13 protein-coding genes are annotated in these 20,999 nt (G+C 55.4%); 8 read left to right on the plus strand and 5 right to left on the minus strand.

Translation table 11 applies throughout. The features are described 5' to 3' along the window. Nucleotides 1-164 precede the first annotated feature (164 nt). Nucleotides 165-719 (plus strand): chlorite dismutase family protein, encoded by a 555-nt coding sequence (locus ASD54_RS04140; RefSeq protein ID WP_082547059.1) that lies wholly within the window; start codon nt 165-167, stop codon nt 717-719. A gap of 86 nt (nt 720-805) precedes the next feature. Here ASD54_RS04140 and ASD54_RS04145 read toward each other — a convergent pair whose 3' ends face one another. The 3 genes from ASD54_RS04145 to ASD54_RS04155 all read right to left on the minus strand — a co-directional run bounded on the left by ASD54_RS04145 (nt 806) and on the right by ASD54_RS04155 (nt 6,134). Next, the gene (locus ASD54_RS04145) at nt 806-1,360 is read right to left on the minus strand and encodes a recombinase family protein (protein ID WP_062553360.1); all 555 of its coding nucleotides are present in this window, start codon (nt 1,358-1,360) and stop codon (nt 806-808) included. Between the two features lie 186 nt (nt 1,361-1,546). Further along, nucleotides 1,547-3,331: a diguanylate cyclase gene (locus ASD54_RS04150; RefSeq protein WP_062553361.1), complete on the minus strand. Its 1,785-nt coding sequence runs from the start codon at nt 3,329-3,331 to the stop codon at nt 1,547-1,549. Between the two features lie 733 nt (nt 3,332-4,064). Beyond that, on the minus strand, nt 4,065-6,134 hold the full coding sequence (locus tag ASD54_RS04155) for an ATP-dependent helicase (RefSeq protein ID WP_062553362.1): 2,070 nt from the start codon (nt 6,132-6,134) through the stop codon (nt 4,065-4,067). Nucleotides 6,135-6,472: 338 nt separating this feature from the next. Here ASD54_RS04155 and ASD54_RS04160 point away from each other — a divergent pair, with 338 nt between their 5' ends. Continuing rightward, nucleotides 6,473-7,147: a BA14K family protein gene (locus ASD54_RS04160; protein WP_162249540.1), complete on the plus strand. Its 675-nt coding sequence runs from the start codon at nt 6,473-6,475 to the stop codon at nt 7,145-7,147. Nucleotides 7,148-7,548: 401 nt separating this feature from the next. Here ASD54_RS04160 and ASD54_RS04170 read toward each other — a convergent pair whose 3' ends face one another. Further along, entirely contained in the window at nt 7,549-9,627 is a 2,079-nt protein-coding gene (locus ASD54_RS04170) for an EAL domain-containing protein (protein WP_162249541.1), read from the minus strand. 1,025 nt (nt 9,628-10,652) lie between these two features. Continuing rightward, entirely contained in the window at nt 10,653-11,453 is an 801-nt protein-coding gene (locus ASD54_RS04175; protein WP_062553366.1) for an AraC family transcriptional regulator, read from the minus strand. Between the two features lie 327 nt (nt 11,454-11,780). Here ASD54_RS04175 and ASD54_RS04180 point away from each other — a divergent pair, with 327 nt between their 5' ends. From ASD54_RS04180 to ASD54_RS04205, 6 genes are all read left to right on the plus strand, one after another. Further along, on the plus strand, nt 11,781-13,565 hold the full coding sequence (locus ASD54_RS04180; RefSeq protein WP_062553367.1) for a PAS domain-containing methyl-accepting chemotaxis protein: 1,785 nt from the start codon (nt 11,781-11,783) through the stop codon (nt 13,563-13,565). 511 nt (nt 13,566-14,076) lie between these two features. Then, on the plus strand, nt 14,077-14,343 hold the full coding sequence (locus tag ASD54_RS27495; RefSeq protein ID WP_156379058.1) for a hypothetical protein: 267 nt from the start codon (nt 14,077-14,079) through the stop codon (nt 14,341-14,343). 18 nt (nt 14,344-14,361) lie between these two features. Continuing rightward, on the plus strand, nt 14,362-15,974 hold a 1,613-nt coding region (locus ASD54_RS04190), incomplete at its 3' end, for a methyl-accepting chemotaxis protein (RefSeq protein ID WP_156379065.1). A gap of 565 nt (nt 15,975-16,539) precedes the next feature. Further along, nucleotides 16,540-17,112, plus strand: a complete 573-nt coding sequence (locus tag ASD54_RS04195; RefSeq protein WP_062553369.1) for a PAS domain-containing protein — start codon at nt 16,540-16,542, stop codon at nt 17,110-17,112. 63 nt (nt 17,113-17,175) lie between these two features. Continuing rightward, nucleotides 17,176-20,589: a CheR family methyltransferase gene (locus ASD54_RS04200; RefSeq protein WP_062553370.1), complete on the plus strand. Its 3,414-nt coding sequence runs from the start codon at nt 17,176-17,178 to the stop codon at nt 20,587-20,589. Further along, on the plus strand, nt 20,579-20,947 hold the full coding sequence (locus ASD54_RS04205) for a response regulator (protein ID WP_062553371.1): 369 nt from the start codon (nt 20,579-20,581) through the stop codon (nt 20,945-20,947). The genes ASD54_RS04200 and ASD54_RS04205 overlap by 11 nt, the downstream gene beginning before the upstream one ends. The last annotated feature ends 52 nt before the right edge of the window (nt 20,948-20,999 follow it).

The following is a 20,999-nucleotide window of genomic DNA, read 5'->3' on the forward strand; positions in this document are numbered from 1 at the left end:
GACGTATCTCGACGCTCCGGCTGGCGAGCAACCCCTTCATCTGGCAGACTGACGGCGCAGCAGGTTTGATTCTGTCCAAAATCGCCAGCATGTCTCGCGCCAAGCACGTTCTTAGTTGCCAACGGCGCCTTAGCTTAACTGATGCGTAGCAACGATGAGGTACCATGACTGAACGTACACCCATCACTCTCAGTCGGTTTGCCGCAGGCGATGCTGGACAATGGCAAATTACCTCCATCCGCGAATTCCGTGGTGGAAGCTTGCCATCGGCGCGCTTTTTGGCAATCGATAGTCCTCAAACTGGCAACACGGCGTGGACATTGCGGGGGGCTGGTAGCAACCTTCGTTACACGACTGCGGCCGAACGCGTTTTACTCCAGGCAAAGCAAGAGGGCTTGGGGCGCCCTACTTCGACTCGCGCTGCGCTCCTCCCAATCCGGAAATCGGCCGAATGGTGGGCCATGGCGCAGGACGAACGGCGAGCGGTGTATGAGAGGGGATCACATTTACCGATCGGGCTTGATTACTTGCCGGGCGTCGCACGCAAGCTTTACCATTCGCGTGATCACGGTGAACCCTTCGACTTCCTGACCTGGTTCGAATTTGCCCCCGATCAAGAAACAGCCTTCGATCATATGCTGGTACGCCTTCGTACCTGTGCCGAGTGGGAATATGTTGATCGCGAGATTGATATCCGGCTGACGCGGGTTTCGGACTGATGCGATCAATACCTTAGTGATATTTTAGTTTGATACGGCCTCGATTGCAGATGTCGGGTGTTGGCGCGAAGCCGCCTGACCTTGCCCTACGATGATGGGGCTTCTCTAAGGGCGCGATAAACGCTTGCCCGACCTATGTTCAGCGTCTTGGCAATTTCCGTTGGTCCCATCCCGTCAGATTTTAGTCGGCGGATCTCGGCAACATCAACATGAGGCTTCCTGCCTTTGTAGACCCCTCTGCTTTTTGCAGCGGCGATGCCTTCCATCTGTCTTTCTCTACGAAGGTTCGTCTCGAACTCAGCGAATACGCCGAGCATATCGAGGAAAGCTTTGCCGGCCGCCGAGCTCGTGTCGATCGGCTGTTCCGTCGCCTTTAGCGTCACCCCTTTTTGCTTGAGCATCCGTACGATGTCCTGCAGATCCCCAACTGACCGCGCCAGACGATCGACCCGCGTTACAACCAAGCTGTCGCCGTCGCGCATGAATTCTAGAAGCGTGTTAAGCTCCCTCCGATCCTGCTTGGTCGATCCGGATTTCTTTTCCGCCCGGATGACCGTGCAACCGGCCGCTTTCAGAGCCGCCTCTTGAATCGCCAGATCCTGATCGATGGTGCTGACGCGCGCATACCCGTAAATTGCCATGAAACGTCTCACTAGGTTCTAGACGTTCAATGGGTAGCGTCTCATAACTGCAAAATCAACCCAAATGATACACTGTTATGTGTCTCACGCAGATTGCCTCAGGAGGTATACCTTGGCGAAGCAGGTGCGATGTTTCGCAAGCATTTATGAACAGATGAGTAGCTCGGGGCTCGTTGCAGGTCAGGCTCATGCAGCGCGTGGACGGTTCAGGCCTCTGACGCAGCTTCGACCCGCCGATTTTGCTTCGTAGAGGGCTTGGTCGGCCCGACGCAAGAACTGTCCGACATCGCGTGTCGAAGTCTCAAGCCAAGTTGTTGCGCCGACGCTGGCGGTTACCACTCCCTTGTCGCTGCCAACATGATCGATGGCGAGGTCACGCAGGGCGCGGCAGATCCACTGCGCCACTTCAATAGTCTCTGTTGCGCTCATGCCTGGCAAAATCACGGCAAACTCCTCGCCACCGTACCGTGCTAACATCGCGCCAGACGAGGTCCCAATCAGGGACGCGATGGTCTCCGCAACTCGTCTTAGACACTGATCTCCGGCAGGATGACCATATGTATCGTTGAAGGCCTTGAAGTGATCGACGTCAATCATCAAAAGACCGACATCTCTTGCCTGGCGACTAGCACCCTTGGTCAGCTCTTCAATCGCCCGGTCGAATGCGCGCCGGTTTGCAACACCAGTCAAGCCGTCGGTATCGGCCAAAGCGGCAAGCCGCGCGTTGAGCTTGCAAAGCTCTTGTTCGCGTTGCCGGTTCTCGGTGATGTCCGAGAAAACGATCGTCGTACTGCCGTTGCCTGCCGATCGCGTTCGCGTTTCAACCCAGCGTCCATTTGTGAGGGGAAATGTTCTGTCTCCAGGCGAAAGTAGTGCGTGCACAGTCTGGTCTGCCAGCTTGTCAACGCACTCTCCGGTCATGGGGATCTCACCCCGCTCGAGAGAGGCCTTGACGATATCGCGGAGGTGGATGCCTGGCTTTCGCAGATCGGCTGTGAGCGGAAAAAGATCACCGTGCTTTTCGTTCTGGTAAACAAGTCGTCCTTCCGAATCAAACATGGCCAATCCATCCGCCATGCTGGAGATAGCGCTTTCGAGCCTTGCCCTCGTCTCGGTCAGAGCGAGTTCAAGGTGCCGCTGCTCCGTTACCTCCTTGTTGTGGGTGATCAGTCCGATGAGATTCCCGAATTCATCCCTAAGAGGAGCTTTCAAGGTCGAGAGCCAAGTTTCTTGGCCGTCATTTCTGATGAAGTTCTGCCTTATCCGTATCGGCTCACCTTTCGCCATCATTTCGATTTCTGCTCGCCTGAAGGTTTCCGCCGTTTCAGCAGGATAGAAGTCTGCATCTGTTTTACCCTGCAAGTCAGCTGAGGTTTTGGCGCCCATGAGTTTTGCTGTGGCAGGGTTTGCCACGATGAAGCGCCCAGCCACGTCCTTGGCATTCAGGCAGTCTGGTAGCGCTTCAATGATTGCGCGATAGATGCGGTTTTCGATGGTCGCGGTATGTCGATGCAATTCTTGCGTCAGAGCGCCAGCAGACAGAAGCGTTGCGCCGAAAAGGATAGCGGCGAACGGCAAAACCGTTCCAGTGGTGACCTGCCACCAAATCTGGGGTGGCAAGGCCCAATAGAAGCCGAGAGTACCACTTGCCGCAACAGCACATGCCAAAACGATGAGCATCTTAAAAGACGGGATGTGATTTCGCGCAAACTTGTGCCCCACCAAACCAAAGGTAGTTGCTGCGACGATGTGGGGCAGGGCAATTGATAGACCCGTGCCTCCGATTGCGATGCGACGGGCAATTGCAGTGAGAAGCGGCAGAACTGCAGCCCATGGCCCGGCGAAGAAACCCGAAAGGGCTAGGAAGGTGTATCGCGTATCAAGATAGACGCCCTCCCGAAAATGGAATGGCAGCGCCATGACCGCCAGGACGCCAACGGACATGACAACGCCGAAGGTAAGCGACCGCATCCGTTGCGGCCATTGCACTAAGTGCCGATATGAAAAGGTCCAGAAAGCAGTGGCAATTGCTACCACCGCGAGATTGGAGAGTAGCTCATGCCAAACGCTCATCATCGGCCTTCCTCTAAGGATCGGTCACTCTTACCGCCAAAGGATCAACAACCGCGAAAAGGTTAAAGTTAGCATTCCTTAAAGCTCCGCGGACGGCGGACCAACCGGAGGCAGGTATGCTGGCCGCCAAAACATAGCCTTTGCGTCGGTTGCATCATGGATGCCCGTGATCATTGGTCGGCGTCAGTGCAGCGCTTGGCTCACAGGTTGCCGCCTCTACACGTCATTGCGACATTCTCGCGGTTCCTGTTGCGTCAGCGGTCAGAAAAGGGAGGTAGCAAAGGCGAAAAGTGCGCCACGCCCATTACATCCTGAGGTCAGCCGCACATCCTGTATGTTTCGATTCGAAGCGGTGCATATCGCAGGCACCACTCACGCGACATGATCAGCTCCAGCAAGGGCGAGGGGCGTTGCCTGAGCGTAGGCATTCCAAAATAAGACAAAAAATGTGAAGACGCGCCACTGAAGGAAGGGTCATCGATCATAAGGATGTTGTGAGAAAGGCGTGCACATAGCTCCGGACGATCGCGCTGCTCCACCGATACGCATAAGACATGCTTATCGACATAGATGATCTTGCAAGGGAAGGCGGAGACGCTTCCGGCGTCATTGCTGTCCCAATTGTCGTCTATCAGCTCCACATTGAGCGCATGCGCGCGCCGACATCAATGCGGATCTGGTTGGCGCTACGCTCGCTGGCAGAGGCACTCACCTTTGGCCAGGTCGCGGTCTCGAAGAACTGCAGCAGCGTTGCCGGTATGAAGCGGGTGCGCGAGGAATAGACATGTCGGTCGCCTTGGGCGTTCTGGCCATGGGTAAAGAAGCGTTGTGGCGTGATCAGGTGCAGGCTATCGCGGGCGCGCGTCATGCCGACATAGAGCAGCCGACGCTCTTCCTCCAGCTCCGCCGTCGTGCCGGTTCCGAGATCGGATGGAATGCAGCCATCGACGACATTGAGCATGAAGACCGAGCGCCATTCCTGGCCCTTCGCAGAATGGATGGTGGAGAGGATCAGATAGTCCTCGTCGAGCAGGGGTACACCCGCCTGATCGCTGGTGGCATCCGGCGGATCGAGCGTCAGTTCAGTGAGGAAGCGCTCACGATTGGCGTAGCCTGCGGCAATCTGCTCAAGCTGAAGAAGATCGGCCTTCCTTGTGTCCGCATCCTCATGAATGCGATCGAGATGCGGCTCATACCAGGCTCGCGCCAACCCGATCTCCGCAGGCCAACCCGCTTCGGACTTGCGTAGGGCGGACACCAGTGTTGTGAAGTTCGGCCAGTCCTCGCCGCTCTTTGGCGGGGGAGGGAGTTCCATCAATGACAACAGCGGTTCGGGGTCGGCGGCGATCGTATCTAGGATGCGGGCGGCCGTCTGAGGCCCGATACCCGGCAGCATCTGCAGGAGACGAAAGCCCGCAACGCGGTCACGCGGGTTCTGGGCGAAACGCAGCACTGCCAGCATGTCCTTGACATGCGCGCTGTCGAGGAATTTTAGCCCACCAAACTTGACGAAGGGGATGTTGCGCCGGGTCAGCTCCACTTCGAGCTGGCCGCTGTGGTTGGACGCCCGGAACAGCACGGCCTGCTGCTTAAGCGGTACGCCGACCTCGCGATTGGCCAGCACCTGCTCGACGATATAGCCGGCTTGATCCGCCTCGTCCTTTACCGTCACCAGAACGGGGCGCTGTTCGGACTGCCTGTCGGTCCATAGGTTCTTGGTAAAGCGCTCGCGGGCGAGATCGATGACACCATTGGCGGCGGCCAGAATAGGGGCGGTAGAGCGGTAGTTGCGATCGAGCGTGATGACGTCGGCGGGTCTCGGCGAGAAGGCATCGGGAAAGTCGAGGATGTTGCGGATGGTGGCGGCGCGGAACGAGTAGATCGACTGGGCGTCATCGCCGACCACGGTCAGGCCACGACCGCCAGGCTTCAGCGCCATGAGGATGGAGGACTGCAGGCGATTGGTGTCCTGATATTCGTCGACCAGGACATGATCGAAACGGCCGCCGACATCGTCAGCGATGCCGGGATCGGAAACCATCTGCGCCCAATAGAGCAGGAGATCGTCGTAATCGAGCACGTTCTGCGCCTGCTTGGCCTCGACATAGCCTGCAAAGAGCTGCTTGAGCTCGCTCTCCCATTCGAGCACCCAGGGAAAGGCTGACTTCAGCACCTCACTGATGCTGCTCTCGGAATTGACCACGCGGGAATAGATCGCCAGGCAGGTGCCCTTGGTCGGAAAGCGGTTCTGGGTCTTGGAGAAGCCGAGATCATGTCGGACGATGTTCATGAGATCGGCGCTGTCTTCGCGATCATGGATGGTGAAGTCGGCATTCAACCCGATCTGCTCGGCATAGATCCTGATAAGCCGCGCGCCGATGCCATGGAAGGTGCCGGACCAGGCAAGTGCGTCGGTCATGATGGCGGCATTGTCACCCAGCACCTGGCGACAGATCCGTTCGACGCGACGAGCCATCTCGGTGGCGGCGCGGCGCGAGAAGGTCATCAGCAGGATGCGGCGGGGATCTGCGCCGTGCACGATGAGATGCGCGACGCGATGGGCCAGCGTATTGGTCTTGCCCGAACCAGCACCGGCGATGATCAGCAGCGGTCCTCCGATACCAGCGTCTGGCAGGCCTACGCCATGTTCAACAGCCTCACGCTGGCGGTCGTTCAGTTTTTCGAGATAGGCAGCAGTCATCGGTCCCCACGCAAGCTCAACGGGTAGGAAAAGCGTCTCTTATCAGATGGAACGAAAAAAGAACATACTAGTATTAACCAAGTCTGTGAACCGTGTTCGAGCGAATGAGCAAGGACGGCGACTGAATAATCTGCGCAAGTTATCCGCGCGAATAAACTCAACCTCGATAACCGCCATAGTCGCCGGTGCCACTGCAATTCGTTGAAGGAGGACCGCAGGAAAGCTGAGATTTCTAGACGGGATGCAACTGACTGTCGGCGGTCTTCCGATTGTATCGCTGCTCTTGGGGAACCAGTTCAATTCTGACGCATTTTCGAGCGACTATGCTGGAGGCTCTCATGAAACTGGTTCTCGCGATCCTTGGTGGTCTTGGTCTATCCGTCATCACTTTCGTTGCCGGGCTCGTGATTTCTGCTGGTTATTTTTCGGCTCGATCCGATAAGCAACATCTTACGGGCAATCAGATCTTATGGACCGACCACCCCGTGCGAGTAAATACTGCCGCGGTCAATCTTGAGCGTGGTCCAGGCGTCACAGTTGCTGAAGATATGGTGGCCACGGCTGCAGACGATCAGATGAGCCGGACCCTCGACAGGGGGGTGACCGGTGCCATCGCGCCTCGGGCGCTCGGTGAACCGGAGGAGCCGCAACTGAGCGAAGCGCACCTTGACTGGTGCTCATCACGTTACCGCTCCTATCGGCCAAGGGATAACAGCTACACACCTTTCAGCGGCGGTCGCCGCGAGTGCGTGTCCCCTTTCACTCAACAGGCTGCGAACCCTCAGACTGAGGAGGCAAATCCTATTTCGCCGGCACCGAATGGGAGCGACAGCTTTGAGACACAACAGGACAGCTTGGATGCCTTGCCGGCCGAGATGGCAATGAACGATGGCAGTGGAGATGTTGTCGATGCGGAGCACGTTGCCTCCTGCGCCGCGCGATATCGCTCCTACCGTATGGAAGATAATACGTATCAGCCTTATGGTGGCGGGGCTCGCCGGCTTTGTCAGTAGACGGAAATCCGTGACCCAGCAGTAGCCAAATCCTCCAAACTGAATGACATTCGCTTTGTCTGCTTGATGTCAATCTTAAACAGACGCGACAACAAGTCGGTGGAAGCGCAGCAGCGAAAACCCGGCCAAGAACATCAGGTGATGATCCGGCCCGCCAGCAAAACAAGCTTCTGGTTTGCAGTCGAGGCGAGGCTTTTTGGCGGGAGCTGGTTCGGCGGAGCGGGTGAGGGGAACTACACAGCTGTTCTCGACGCCTAGCCAACGCTTCCCGTGCTGGCTGCTATTGGTGCCGATGATGCTGCGTCGCCGTCAGGTTTCATCTTCAGCAGTTTGTCGGCCCGCTTTCTCGCGGCGTCATACAGCTTCTTCTTCGACAAGAGAACACCCCATTCCATTCTGTTCTACGCAACGAGACGTTCGCTTGAGAGAAGATCATCGAGGGCCTTTGCTTGCGTTTCGGTCTCGATCCCTTCTGCAGTCACGGGAATATTCAGTGCAGCCGCCAAGGCGATCGTAGCTTTGAGAATACCGGAGCCGCGTCCCTCATCGTCCAGACCCCATACCAGCGAGCGATCAAGTTTCATTCGGTCGAAGCCGAACTGCCGAAGCGCGCCAATGCTGGCAAAACCACACCCAAAGTCATCTAACGCAAATCGGATGCCACGTTCCTTCAATGCGTTGATCGCACGGCTGGCCTGATCCGGATTGGAGATCAGAACGCCTTCGGTGATCTCTAGCGTCAGTCGGTGCGGGTCAAAATTCTCTTTCGCAAGAATGTCTGTCACGTCGTCAACGAAATTCGGATTACACAACTGGATCGGGGATATGTTGACCGACAGCGAAAGCTCGTTCCAGCCGCTGGCGGCCCGAATGGAGAATGTGAGGATCTTCATTCCCAGATCGTCAATCAATCCGGAACGCTCTGCCAGGGGGATGAAGACATCGGGTGCAACAAAGCCCGTAGGCGAGTGCCATCGTGCCAAGGCCTCGACGCCGCAGATCTTTTGCGAGGCGACCGAGACAAGCGGCTGGAATACCGGTTTTATGGCATCATCGGCGATTGCGCGCCGCAACTGCCCTTCAAGACACGCCAATTCTTCCCGCTCGGCATCCAGGTCCGGCGCGTAGGCGAAGGCGCGGCCCTTACCGAGCTGCTTGGCTTTGTACAAGGCCATGTCGGCACGCCTCACCAGCTCAAGCGGATCTAGAGATGGTCGATGGGAGCAATGGCCGACACTGCCGCCAATCTCGATTGTTCGTCCTCCGATCAAAAAGGGCTTTTTAAGGACGGTAACGATTTCGCGGCTAAACGTCTGTGGAAGTGAGGGACCGATCTGAAACAAGGCGAATTCGTCTCCACCCAAGCGCGCTGCAAAAGCAGCTTCAGAATGCACGACCTTTAGCCGCTGTGAAACCAGTTTCAGCAGTTCGTCGCCAATGGCGTGACCCCATCCGTCATTAACGGCCTTAAAGCCATCAAGGTCGATCAGATGCAAGGTGGCGACCGCGTTTGCGTCGTCACCAGCACAGGCTGGCGACGCAAGCATTTCGAGCAGACCGCTTCTGTTCAGGAGGCCCGTCAAACTGTCATGCGTTGCCTGGTGATGGGCGTTATCAGCCAGAGCACGAAGCGATGCAGTCTCTTTGCGGCTGCTGACAAGGATTAAGATGAGAAAGGCACACATTAAGGCCGTCGCAGAGATGATATAGGGCTCAACGCGCTGATAGACTGCCGAGCCGGGCTTTTGGCTTGGCCAAGCGAGAAAGGCGACGGGCCGACCGTCCGGGCCGGGTAAAGCAATGCTGAGAAGGTTCTGGGGAAGATATACGCTCCGGTGCAGGCGCAGGCCGGTCAGTTGATATTCCGACGAGATCTGTTCTATCACCTCTTCTGACAGTATCTTTGAGAAGCTAAGCACGCTAAACGCACGATCATCGGTCGATGACGAAAAGGGTTGGATCGAGAGCGCTCCAATCAGCGCTATGTCGGATCCGGCTGCAACAAAGCGCAGCAAGGGTTCGCGTTGTGCCGAATTCGCCTCCTTCACGAGTTTGGAAAAGGACGACCCAAAGCGGCTATAGGGGTCGAAGGCCGCGCCTTTGTCGTAGGCTGAGACAATCTTTCCGTCTTGGCTAATAACAACCGCCGCGTCATAAAGAGGGTAATCCTTGGTTGTCTTTCCCCAGTTTTCATAGGCCCAAGAACTTTCCTGATCAGAGTTCATCGCTGCATAGGCGTCGTCCCAGATCGCGTTGTCCGTAACCGTAGCCGCGAGTTTTTGTTGGACAGACCGAACAGCAGCCTGTGCGGCGCGAACGGCCCTTTCATCATCCATTTTATTGGCAGAATCGCGCATGACGAGAATGGCGAAGCCGAGGAGACCTGCGACCGACATGGCAAGAAACAGAGTGCTGACCGCGGTCAGTAGCGCTATGCGCCGCGAACGAGCGGGGTGGGAAGCACGCACTTTTGTACTCATCAGACATCCAAAAGAATGAGAAATGATGTCCAATGGACGGCAGTGAGACATCATGTCCGCATATGCGCTGCGTCTAAAGGATACGCACAAGATCCTTTCGGTGATCTAAGCTGGATGTTCGGCATTTTACGTGATCGAGTACCAAATTTTGCTGCGCCTCAAATGCTTGCACGTTTTGATAAGTTCTCGCTACGCTCAAGCTGCTTTATGAAACGGCTGAAAGACGTATCGGTCATTTCGATTTAATTTTAAACGCCTCGGCAGCAGTGGCGTCGTTCGAGAACGCTGAGAGATTAAACATTGCGGTTTGTCCCCCCTCAGCGATAAGGATTTACCCGGTGGTATATTTGACACTTTAGTCGATTTGCCTTCATTTCGGCGTGGTGGGGGTCAGCCTTAGGGGCCGATGGGACGGTAAAATACCACGCCGAAACATATCCTCCTTTCGAACCGTTCAGAATGGAAGGAGCAAAATACTCAGGCGAGAGTATTATGAGCCTTGACTGACCGCGATGCGCCAGGCAGCTTCGACTCGGTCGCGATCATCTGAATGGACCGCTTGCATCCAGCCGTTTGACCGGTCAGGCACTCCCATTCCGGCACATCGACCACCTATCCACCCTGCATCATTGGAATGTTCGAGATTGGCTGGAGTTCGACCAAAGGCCGATGTCACACGATCGCGTTGCGTTAAAAATTAAGGGGATAAAGTCGACGTGTGGTCTTGTTGATGTGACAAACTCTGCGCCGACCGCCATGAAGCACAAGCGTGTGCAAAAGGTGCTAGCGGTGAGCCTGCCATTGCACCAGACGCGGCTTACGTTTTTCCGGCGGCACTCTTCACTGCCTGCGGAGATGGAGGTACCCACACCTTCAGACGTTTTGGGACCGTCGCGCGTTCCCTCCTCCGATTGGGGGCGTGTAAATACAGGGGGCAGCATGAAAGGACCTTTAGTTGCGCTTATAACTTTACAGCCGACTTGAGGATCACAACCCATGCGGGATGGTGTGGACGTCAGGCTGAACTATACCGATTTTCGAAACAGAAGCGGTGGGACGCCAACAGTGTCCCGGAAGGTACGCGTAAACTGGCTGCCATTGCTAAAGCCGCAGGCAGCGGCGATGTCTGCAACGGAAAGACGGGTTTCCGCGAGCATCTTTCGGGCTCTTTCAATGCGTCGGCGTATGACGAACTTATAGGGAGGCTCCCCGAAGGTTGCCTTGAACGCGCGCGAGAAATGGAAGCGCGTCATGACGGCTACGGCTGCCAAATCATCGAGCCCGATATCGGATGCGAGATTGGCTTCAATGTAGTCGAGAACGAGCCTGCGCTGCGATTGGCTGAGTTCGCCCGGCTTCACGACGCGAAGGGCATTTTCAGACTGAAGGCGTACCATTTCCAGGGCGGCTGTCAGGCCGACCGCCTCGGCATAAACCTTGGCAGCGGGTCTTTCGAGATCCGCCATCAGCCTTCCCAGCTTACGCATCGTGGTGCCCAGTTCCTGATCCTGGAAATAGACGTGCGGCCGTGGCTCTACTGTCCCAAATTCCACCTGCAATTCTTCTTCCATGATCGTCGGATCGAAACACACCACGGTGAACGCATTTAGTCGATCTGTGGGTTTGGCCCAACCCGTGATGGTCTGCCCTTGCGGTACATAAGTCATCTGGTCCCGCAGATCCCGGCCCTGAATGGGCCGTTCGCCTAACACCTCCATCTCGCCGTCTTGGAGAACAAGATCGTGGTAAGCCAGATAATGGCTTTCCCCCTCCCAGCGGAATTCGTATTCCGTTGGAAGCTGCAGGCGCGAGTATTGTACCGACACACCTCTCCAGCTCCTGGCTGTGTGGATCTCAGCCGGAGCGGACGACTTGGCAAACGTCAATTTGAGTTCGTCATTATGTTGCATTTTATTATGATACACTTGATATATTGAGCGGGGCTTACGTTGAACTGTTTGGTCTGGATCATTTGAAGATCATTTTTCTCGCAAAAAAGCGCAAAAATAGGCAAGAGCTGGCATATATGCCGGGATCCTTTTATTCATTTTTAAATATTCCATCTGAGAATTGGCTTACTTAGAAGGGAATTGCTCACATTCGGTCGGGGGACCTAAGCTCCTTTCTAGTATTTCTGGCTATGGAGAAGGGTAATGTTCAGTCTAGGTGGCGCGGATGCAAAGGCCGTGCTGGAAGCCGTCAGCAGGTCTCAAGCTATCATCGAGTTCAAGCTCGACGGTACCATCCTGACTGCAAACGAGAATTTCTTGAAGACGCTGGATTACAGTCTTGCGGAGATCGTCGGTCAACATCACCGGATGTTCGTGGATCCGGCCGAGGTTAATAGCCGGGACTACCGTGAGTTCTGGGCCAAGCTGGGACGCGGCGAGTTCGATCGCCGCCAATACAAGCGAATTGCAAAGGGTGGCCGTGAGGTCTGGATAGAGGCATCGTACAATCCGGTGTTCAAAGGCGGCAAGCCATACAAGATCGTCAAATTCGCAACAGACATCACGGCAGAAAAGCTAAAGGCTGCTGAAGATAGCGGCAAAATCAACGCGCTCTCCCGAGCGCAAGCGGTGATCGAGTTCAAGCCGGACGGCGAAATCCTGAATGCCAACGAGAACTTCCTGAATGCTCTCGGATACCAGATGGCAGAAATCAAGGGACGTCACCATTCGATGTTCTGCGAGCCAAGCTATACACAGAGTGCCGAGTACCAGCAGTTCTGGCAGAAGCTGGCGGGAGGTGAGTTCGTTGCGGATGAATTCATGCGTATCGGAAAGGGCGGAAAGAAGGTTTACATTCAGGCTTCCTACAATCCAATCTTCGACATGAACGGCAAGGTCTTCAAAGTCGTCAAGTTTGCCACTGATGTCAGTGAACGGGTAAGCAACGTCAATAATCTCGCGGAAGCCCTCCAGGCGCTGTCACATGGCGACTTGACGCAGGACATCCAGAAACCTTTCCTGCCTGCATTAGAGCGCCTGCGTACGGACTATAATGCGACATCAGCCAAGCTTCGGAGAACACTCGAAACCATCCTGGAGAATGCTGGCGCAATCGCAGCCGCCTCGCAGCAGATCCAGGTTGCATCGAACGACCTTGCCAAGCGCACCGAACAGCAAGCTGCGTCGGTAGAGGAAACGGCGGCGGCACTTGAGGAGATTACCACAACCGTTGCTGACTCGAGCCATCGCGCGCAGGATGCCGGTAATCTGGTTCGTCGCACAAAGGAAAACGCAGAATATTCCGGCAAAGTCGTTGGTCAGGCCGTGGAAGCCATGGGCAAGATCGAGCAATCGGCAGGGGAGATTGGCAACATCATTGGCGTGATCGACGAAATTGCGTTCCAGACCAACCTCCTGGCGCTGAATGCTGGTGTGGAAGCAGCAAGAGCGGGTGAGGCGGGCAAGGGCTTTGCGGTTGTTGCCCAGGAAGTCAGAGAACTCGCCCAGCGATCTGCAAAGGCTGCAAAGGAAATCAAGGCGCTGATCAACACCTCCAATGAACACGTCAAAAACGGCGTTGCGCTGGTTGGGGATACCGGCAAAGCTCTTCAGGAGATCGTCGGTCAAGTCGTCCAGGTTGACAGCAATGTCGGCGCCATTGTCGAGGCATCGCGCGAACAGTCGACGGGCCTCAAGGAGATCAACATCGCCGTCAACACGATGGACCAGGGGACGCAGAAAAATGCAGCCATGGTCGAGGAGACGTCAGCCGCATCTCACAGCCTTGCGCGTGAAGCGGAGAAACTGTTCGAGCTGATAGGACAGTTCAACATCGGCACCCATGTCCCAGGAAGTCGCTCTACTTCGCTCACCCCCAATCCAAATGTTCAATCGATCTTCTCTTCACCCCGTCAGGTCAAAGTGCGCCCGCCTCAAGCCTTCCAGGGCAATGCAGCCCTCAAGACCGAGAGCTGGGAAGAGTTCTGATTGATTGATCTGGATCATGGCGCTCATCCCCCACGAGCGCCATGGTTCATTGCGCAGGTCTGATTGCTTCGAGGTGAGGTCATCCATGTCAGTCGTTCGTTTCCCAACCGCATACAATCTTTCTGTGCCCACCATTGAGACGGGCGAAGAGACGGCAGAGGCACACGAGTCCCTGCAGGCCTATTGTCGCTCCTTGCGGAAGCTCATTGAGCTTCTCGGTGAGCAGGTCGAAGAGGTGCGGATGATACATCGAGAAGAGTTGAAATCTGTTCCGCAATGACGGTGCTAAATTTGCTTAGCAATAAAATCTTTATCAAAAATCATTTTGCATAATATTATTTAAAATATTCCATCTATATTAGTAGTAATCCAATAGTATAAAAAGCAGGCCTATATGCACCTTTTGTATATCTTTAACATAAAAACTATTTGCGTAATATTAGAACTTTATGATTATTTAACTTTCTAATACTAAATTTGGCGTTGAGGAAATCTAACGCTGGAATCGATTATGAAACGACCTTCCCTTCGCAACGCGCTTATCGGCATGCTGAGCTCAATCGTCATCTCGGTTGGAGCCCTTTCTTACACAAGCGTTTCAAGCATCTCAACGATGCGCGCCGAAACAGCTGAGGTCGGCGAATACTGGATGGAACGGCTTCTGACGGCGCGCGACATCAAGGGAGAGTTTGCCAATGTCCGGCTCGCGCTTGCACGCCATGTCATGGTGAGTGACAAAGCAGGATTTGACGCTGAACAGCAGACGCTGAAAGGTTAAGCCGCACTGCGCGAAGCCATGACGCGCTATGAGACCAAAGTTCGCACAGAGAAGGGGCGCGCGCTCGTCAACGATATTAAGCCATTGCTTGCAGACTATGATGCGGTTGCCAAGCGGTATACCGACCACGTCGCGGCAGGAGATATTCCCAAGGCAGCTGCTTACTTCAAGGCTGAGCTGAAGCCGCGCGCCGACGCGGTCAATACAAAGATCACTGAACTTGTCGCTGCTATCATCGCAAACTCCAAGACTGTCGTCGCGACTGCGGAAGACGATGCCAGCTTCGCCTTCACGGCGGTTCTGATACTTGCGATTGCGACGCTTTCGATCTGTCTTGCGGGTATGTATTTTGCAGTGGCAGGCATCGCGCGGCCCATCAACGCCATAACCGAGGCCATGCGCCGTCTGGCAGGTGGTGATGACCAGAGCAGAATTCCGTTCGAGGGCCGCTCGGATGAAGTTGGAGCCATGGCCTCTGCGGTTGAAGTTTTCCGGCAGAATTCGCTGTCCAACAAGCGTCTTGAACAGGAAGCGCTGGCCAATCGCTCGGAGGCCGAGAAGCAGCGTGAGGCGGAACAACAGCGAACTGCCCGTGAGGCTGAACAGCTTCGTGTTGCAAGCTCGGCACTCGGTGCGGGCCTGAAGCGGCTTGCCAGCGGCGATCTTGCCTGTCGCATCCAGACGCAATTTGCGCCGGAATATGAGCCTCTTCGCCAGGATTTCAATGCGACTGTCGAACAACTCAGCCAGACGGTCAGCGCGGTTATCACTGCGGTTGGCAACATGGATTCCGGGACACGCGAAATAGCCTCCGGCGCAAATGACCTGTCCAAGCGGACTGAGCAGCAGGCAGCGGCCCTTGAGGAAACAGCCGCTGCGCTCGATCAGATCACGGCAAACGTTTCCAGTTCCTCCAAAATGACTGAGAAAGCAAGATCGGTGGCCCAGGCTGCAACGCACAGTGCCACGCAGTCRGCAAATGTCGTGGCTCATGCCGAAGAAGCGATGCAGCGTATCGAAAGCAGCTCACAGCAGATCTCCAACATCATCGGGGTCATTGACGAGATTGCRTTYCAGACGAACCTGCTGGCACTCAACGCAGGTGTCGAGGCAGCACGCGCCGGGGAGGCCGGAAAAGGTTTCGCGGTTGTCGCGCAGGAAGTTCGTGAACTCCAGACGAACCTGCTGGCACTCAACGCAGGTGTCGAGGCAGCACGCGCCGGGGAGGCCGGAAAAGGTTTCGCGGTTGTCGCGCAGGAAGTTCGTGAACTTGCCCAACGCTCAGCTCAGGCCGCCAAGGAGATCAAGGGCCTCATCCAGAATTCGACCGGCGAAGTTGAAGGCGGCGTAAAGCTTGTCCGTCAGACTGGCGAAGCGCTCAAGACGATCGGTGATCACATCACCCGGATCAACAGCTTCATGGAGTCGATTGCGACCTCTTCGCGTGAACAATCCACAGGACTGACCGAGGTCAACGTTGCGGTCAACCAGATGGATCAAACGACGCAGCAGAACGCAGCAATGGTAGAGCAATCAACGGCTGCAGCCGCTTCACTTTCGCAGGAAGCAGGCAAACTGCGGGAACTGGTTTCCATGTTCCAGCTGGAGGCTTCTGCCGTTTCGCATTCCTCNATTCCGGTTGTCGTTGCGCAGGTTATCCGTCGTGCGCTGCTGGCCGGGGGTTCGGGGGATGGTAGAGCAATCAACGGCTGCAGCCGCTTCACTTTCGCAGGAAGCAGGCAAACTGCGGGAACTGGTTTCCATGTTCCAGCTGGAGGCTTCTGCCGTTTCGCATTCCTCCGCCCTGCGACAGGTCGCTCAGACAATGGCCCAGCCTGCGCCGGCGTCCGCGACAGCACGACCACGCGTCGCCCGCGCACTCCCTCAGACCCAAGGCAACTTGGCACACAAGGCAGACGATTGGCAGGAGTTCTGAGGATCAAGTATAGCGGCTGATTAAAATGGCCCGACATGACTCGGGCCATTTTTTATATTTTCCGATGCAGTTTGAGGCGGCCGAGGCTGCAATGCCGCTGGATGAGATTAAACTTCAGCTCAGAAAACATAGGACCCTCAAGAAACTTCAAGGGTATTCGTACCTGATTAGCGCCTCTTTATATAAATGACGTGTCGGCCTTTCAATCCCGATTAAAAGCTACATATGGTGCGCTAGCAGACCATCTCATCGGAAACAAAATGCAAGAAAGCGATATCGAGCCGGCGCTAAAAAATCTCTTCGACAATTCTTCCATTGCGCTAGCATTGGCAAGCACAGACCGTGATAACCCGTTGGTTTTAGCTAATGAGCAATTTTATAAGCTGACCGGGTACGACAGCACCGATGTGATTGGTCGCAACTGTCGTTTTCTCCAACGACGGTCTGATGGCGAGTGCGCTTCGAACGATGAAGCCAGGCGCAAGCTACATGCGTTTATCGATGGCGACGAAGCGAATATAAGGGCGCCAATCGTCAATTTCCGTAGAGATGGCCGTCCGTTTGTCAATCTTCTTTTTATGTCAAAGTTAAAAGCCTCGACTGGACAGGTGCGCTATATCATTGCGTCGCAGTTTGATGTGAGCCGAACCCATCCGGATCTTTTGCGTGCTTACGATGACGCTCTTGGCAACACACTGGCGCGACTGAAGCCGCTTCTTGACGGTCACAACGTGATGGTTGAAGGCACACTGGCCACGATCGCGAACTCGACTACCACAATTGCGCAGGCCAAATTGGCATTGGCTGAATTGGAAACCAATTCGCCCTATTGATAAAGGGCCTCGCTAAACGGGGCTTGAAACATGCGCCTCGCTGCAGAGGCTGAGGGATAGTATTTGACCGACATTCGTAAACCCGAACAGCCTGTTCCTGTTGTCGGCATAGGCTCGTCGGCTGGCGGCCTTGAAGCCCTTCGTGAGATGTTTGCTGCAGCCGAGGTGCCGACCGGGCTTGCCTTCGTGGTGGTGCAGCACCTTGCGCCCGACCACGAGAGTATGCTCGCTGAGCTGCTGGGTAGACATACTCAGCTGTCCGTTCAGCAGTGCGAAGGCGGCGAAGCGATCGAAGCCGACACTGTTTTCGTCATCCCTCCAGGCAAGGGTCTGAGCATTGAACGGGGAAGACTGGCGCTTAAGGATTTCGAGGAGCCTCGAGGGCTGAGGCGCCCGATCGACGACTTTTTTATCTCGCTGGCCAACGACCAAAACGCAAATTCTGCCTGTGTTATCTTATCAGGGACAGGCGCTGACGGGTCGACTGGCCTTCGAGCAATCAAAGAAAATGGCGGCCTCTGTGTGGTGCAGGAGCCATCGACGGCGAAGTACGATGGTATGCCTGTCGCTGCAACCGGAACGGGGCTGGTGGACTTCATCCAGCCGCCTGACCAGATTTTGAGCTGCATAGGAGGGTTCTTTTTTCGCAAGAGCCAGGGGGCTGATAAAAAAGAAGTCTCGAAGGTTGCCGACCATGTTGATGACCTTTGCACCGCGCTTCAGGGCGTAGTTGGCCACGATTTTGCCGGATACAAACGCACGACCTTCGTTCGCCGGGTCGAGCGCCGCATGCATGTCCTGGGTATCGATAGCGGCGCCGACTATCTGGAGCGTGTCCAAAACGATCACAACGAGTGCGAAGCGCTGTTTCGTGATCTGCTGATCAATGTCACCCGCTTTTTCCGCGACAAGCCATCGTTTGACGTATTGGCCGAGAAAGCCATTGACCCACTATTACGCGACGGCGCGACATCAGAGGATGGCGTCCGCGTTTGGATCCCTGGCTGCTCAAGTGGCGAAGAGGCCTATACGATCGCAATCCTGTTTGCAGAGGCTGCCCGCAAGCTTAACCTGCCATGCAATGTGCAGATTTTTGCGACTGATATCGATGAAAGCATGTTGAGGATTGCACGGGAGGGATCTTATCCGATCGCCTCGCTCTCCGACATACCCCACGATCTGCAAGAACACTATGTCATTCCGCATAAGGAGCGGTTTGCTTTTGTTGGCCAGATCCGAGATATGATCCGGTTCTCAGGTCACAGCCTCATCAAAGACCCGCCATTTTCGAAGATCGATCTGATCTCGTGCCGCAACCTGCTGATCTACTTCGATGACAAGCTGCAGAAGCGGGTCATGCCTTTAATGCATTATGCCATTCGGCCGGGTGGTTACCTGTTTTTGGGATCGTCTGAAAGTGTCGGCAGGTTCGATAATGTGTTTTCGGTTATCAGCCAGAAGGCACGCCTGTTCGAACGAGTGCCAGGTTCTCCGAGTTACCCTATCCCGCTGCCCGGCGAGCGGCGAGACATCCCGCGTCCGCAGGTGGCGTCATCTGCGCCAACTTCTAGCGAAAGCGTCGAGCAGTTGGCAACAGCAAGGCTTATGGAAAAATATGTGCCTGCCAGCGTCGTCCTCGATAACGATGGCCAGATCGTTGCGGCATACGGACGGCTTGGTCGATTTTTCGATTTTCCTGTGACTGGCATCAATGAGTCCAGCGCCGCGAGTTTGGCTCGGCCGGGCGTGCGGGAGCAGCTTGGGCCACTGGTTCGGCAGGTGGTCTCAGTCAGGAAGCGGGTGGTCGCCCGCGGCATTGAGGTCGTCACCGATTTCGGCACGCTTAAAACCGACATCATCTGCGATCCGCTCGAAGCGGGCTCGTTTCTTGTGGTTTTCCAGGAGGTAGCCCAGTTCACTCAACTTGAAGCGGGCGACTTGATCGACCTAGAGCCCAATAATGGGCATGTCGAGAGTCTTGAGCGTGAGTTGCGTACGGCTAAACATCGTCTGCGATCTGCAACTGAGGAACTCGAAACGGCTAATGAGGAACTAAAAAGCTCCAACGAAGAAATGATGTCGATGAACGAGGAGCTTCAGTCGACGAACGAGGAACTGACCACGGTCAACGATGAGCTAAAGACCAAGGTTGATGAGGTCACCGTCGCCAATACGGACCTGCGAAACTTTTTCGAGTCCACCAGCCTGGCCGTTATCGTTCTCGATGGGGAAGGCCGGCTTCGATCCTACACGAAGGCTGCAACGACCATCTTCCCACTGCAGCCCACTGACCGTGGCCGACCTCTATCGGACGTCACAAACCGTCTTCTCAGCTTCGATCTGACGACCCGCGTCGAGAATGTCATGAACCACGGGGCCGAGTATCAGGAAATGGTGTCGGATCGTGACAGCGACCGCACGTTCTCGCTCAAAATTCTACCCTACCGCACGATTGATGGCACAATTAATGGTGCGACAATCGTCTTTACTGACATCAGCCACGCCATCAGCATCGAAAGCCAGTTGGCCGCCGAGCAGGACCGCCATGACCTGGCGATCGAAGCCTCAGGCATTGGCGTCTGGGAGTACGTGCCTAGCGAACACCAGTTCGTATTCGGCGGTGCTGCGATGGCATTGCTTCAGACGGATCACGAACGCCCATCCCTGGACGACTTTCTGAGCAAGCTGTCTTACGACGATAGCGAACATATGCGCGCTGCCCTCATCAACGCGGAGGCTGATGGGCATGAGGCCTTTGAGATTACGACGCGGCTTGAAGGGAATGGACGCTTTAGCTGGATAAAAACATTCGGCCGTTATCTTGAAGAAAGCGACCCACCGCGCATCATAGGTGTCAGCGTTGATGTGACTGCCGAGAATGAGCTCGCCGAAGCGCGCGAGCTGATGATCAGCGAGATGAACCATCGCGTAAAGAACCTGTTCGCTATGATTGGCGGTATCCTGCGTATCGCAGCGCGTAAGCACGAAACGACGAAAGCGCTCGTCGCTGATGTCGAAGGTCGTGTGTTGGCACTTGGCAACGCCCATACGCTTGCGTCTAATCGAAATAGAGAAGAGCCGGTCGAGATGCGCGAACTTGTTGACGTTATGATCGCTCCCCATGCCCGTGCGGCCAAAGTCAGCGTTTCGGATGCTCCTTTTCCGGTATCTATCAACTGCATTACGCCTCTTACGCTCATTCTTCACGAGTGGGCAACAAACGCAGTGAAGCATGGCGTGCTTGGTAGAGAGGCTGGCAGATTGGCCGTCGATTGGGAACGGACAGACAAGGATATGATTTTAACATGGAACGAAATCGGCGATTTGGACGTTAGGGCGAACGGGGATGCGGGTTTTGGGACGGTTTTGCTCTCGACCTCTGCAAGGCAGTTGGGTGCGAGGATCGAGACCCACGTCGATGGACAGGTCCTCTCGCACGTGTTGATAATGCCAAGCTCGGTGAGACATGACGCATAAAACTGTTCTGCTGGTTGAAGACGAAATGTTCGTCGCCCTCGATATCCAGATGACCCTCGAAGATGAAGGTTGGGAGGTATCAGGCCCATTCGCCACCACACGGGAGGCGCTAGAGTTCTTGGAAGCCAACGTTGTTGACTGCGCCATTCTCGATGTTCGCCTGACAGACGGCGAAGTCTTCCCCGTCGCGGACCTCCTGACGGAATCGGGCATTCCATTTGTATTCCACTCGGGTCATGCGAACCCTGCGAAACTTCAACAAGAATACCTGCAGGCCTTGGTCTGTCAGAAGCCCTGCCATCCGACAGCGTTGGTCGAGAGGCTTATAAGCTCCAGAGTTAAGGGCAGAGCTGCTTGATACAGTAGTTGACTGAAGTTCGATGACAGGTGTTACAGCTTCGAAAAGGAGT

The sequence above is a fragment of the Rhizobium sp. Root149 genome, assembly GCF_001427345.1.
In the GTDB taxonomy this organism is placed as follows: domain Bacteria; phylum Pseudomonadota; class Alphaproteobacteria; order Rhizobiales; family Rhizobiaceae; genus Neorhizobium; species Neorhizobium rhizoryzae.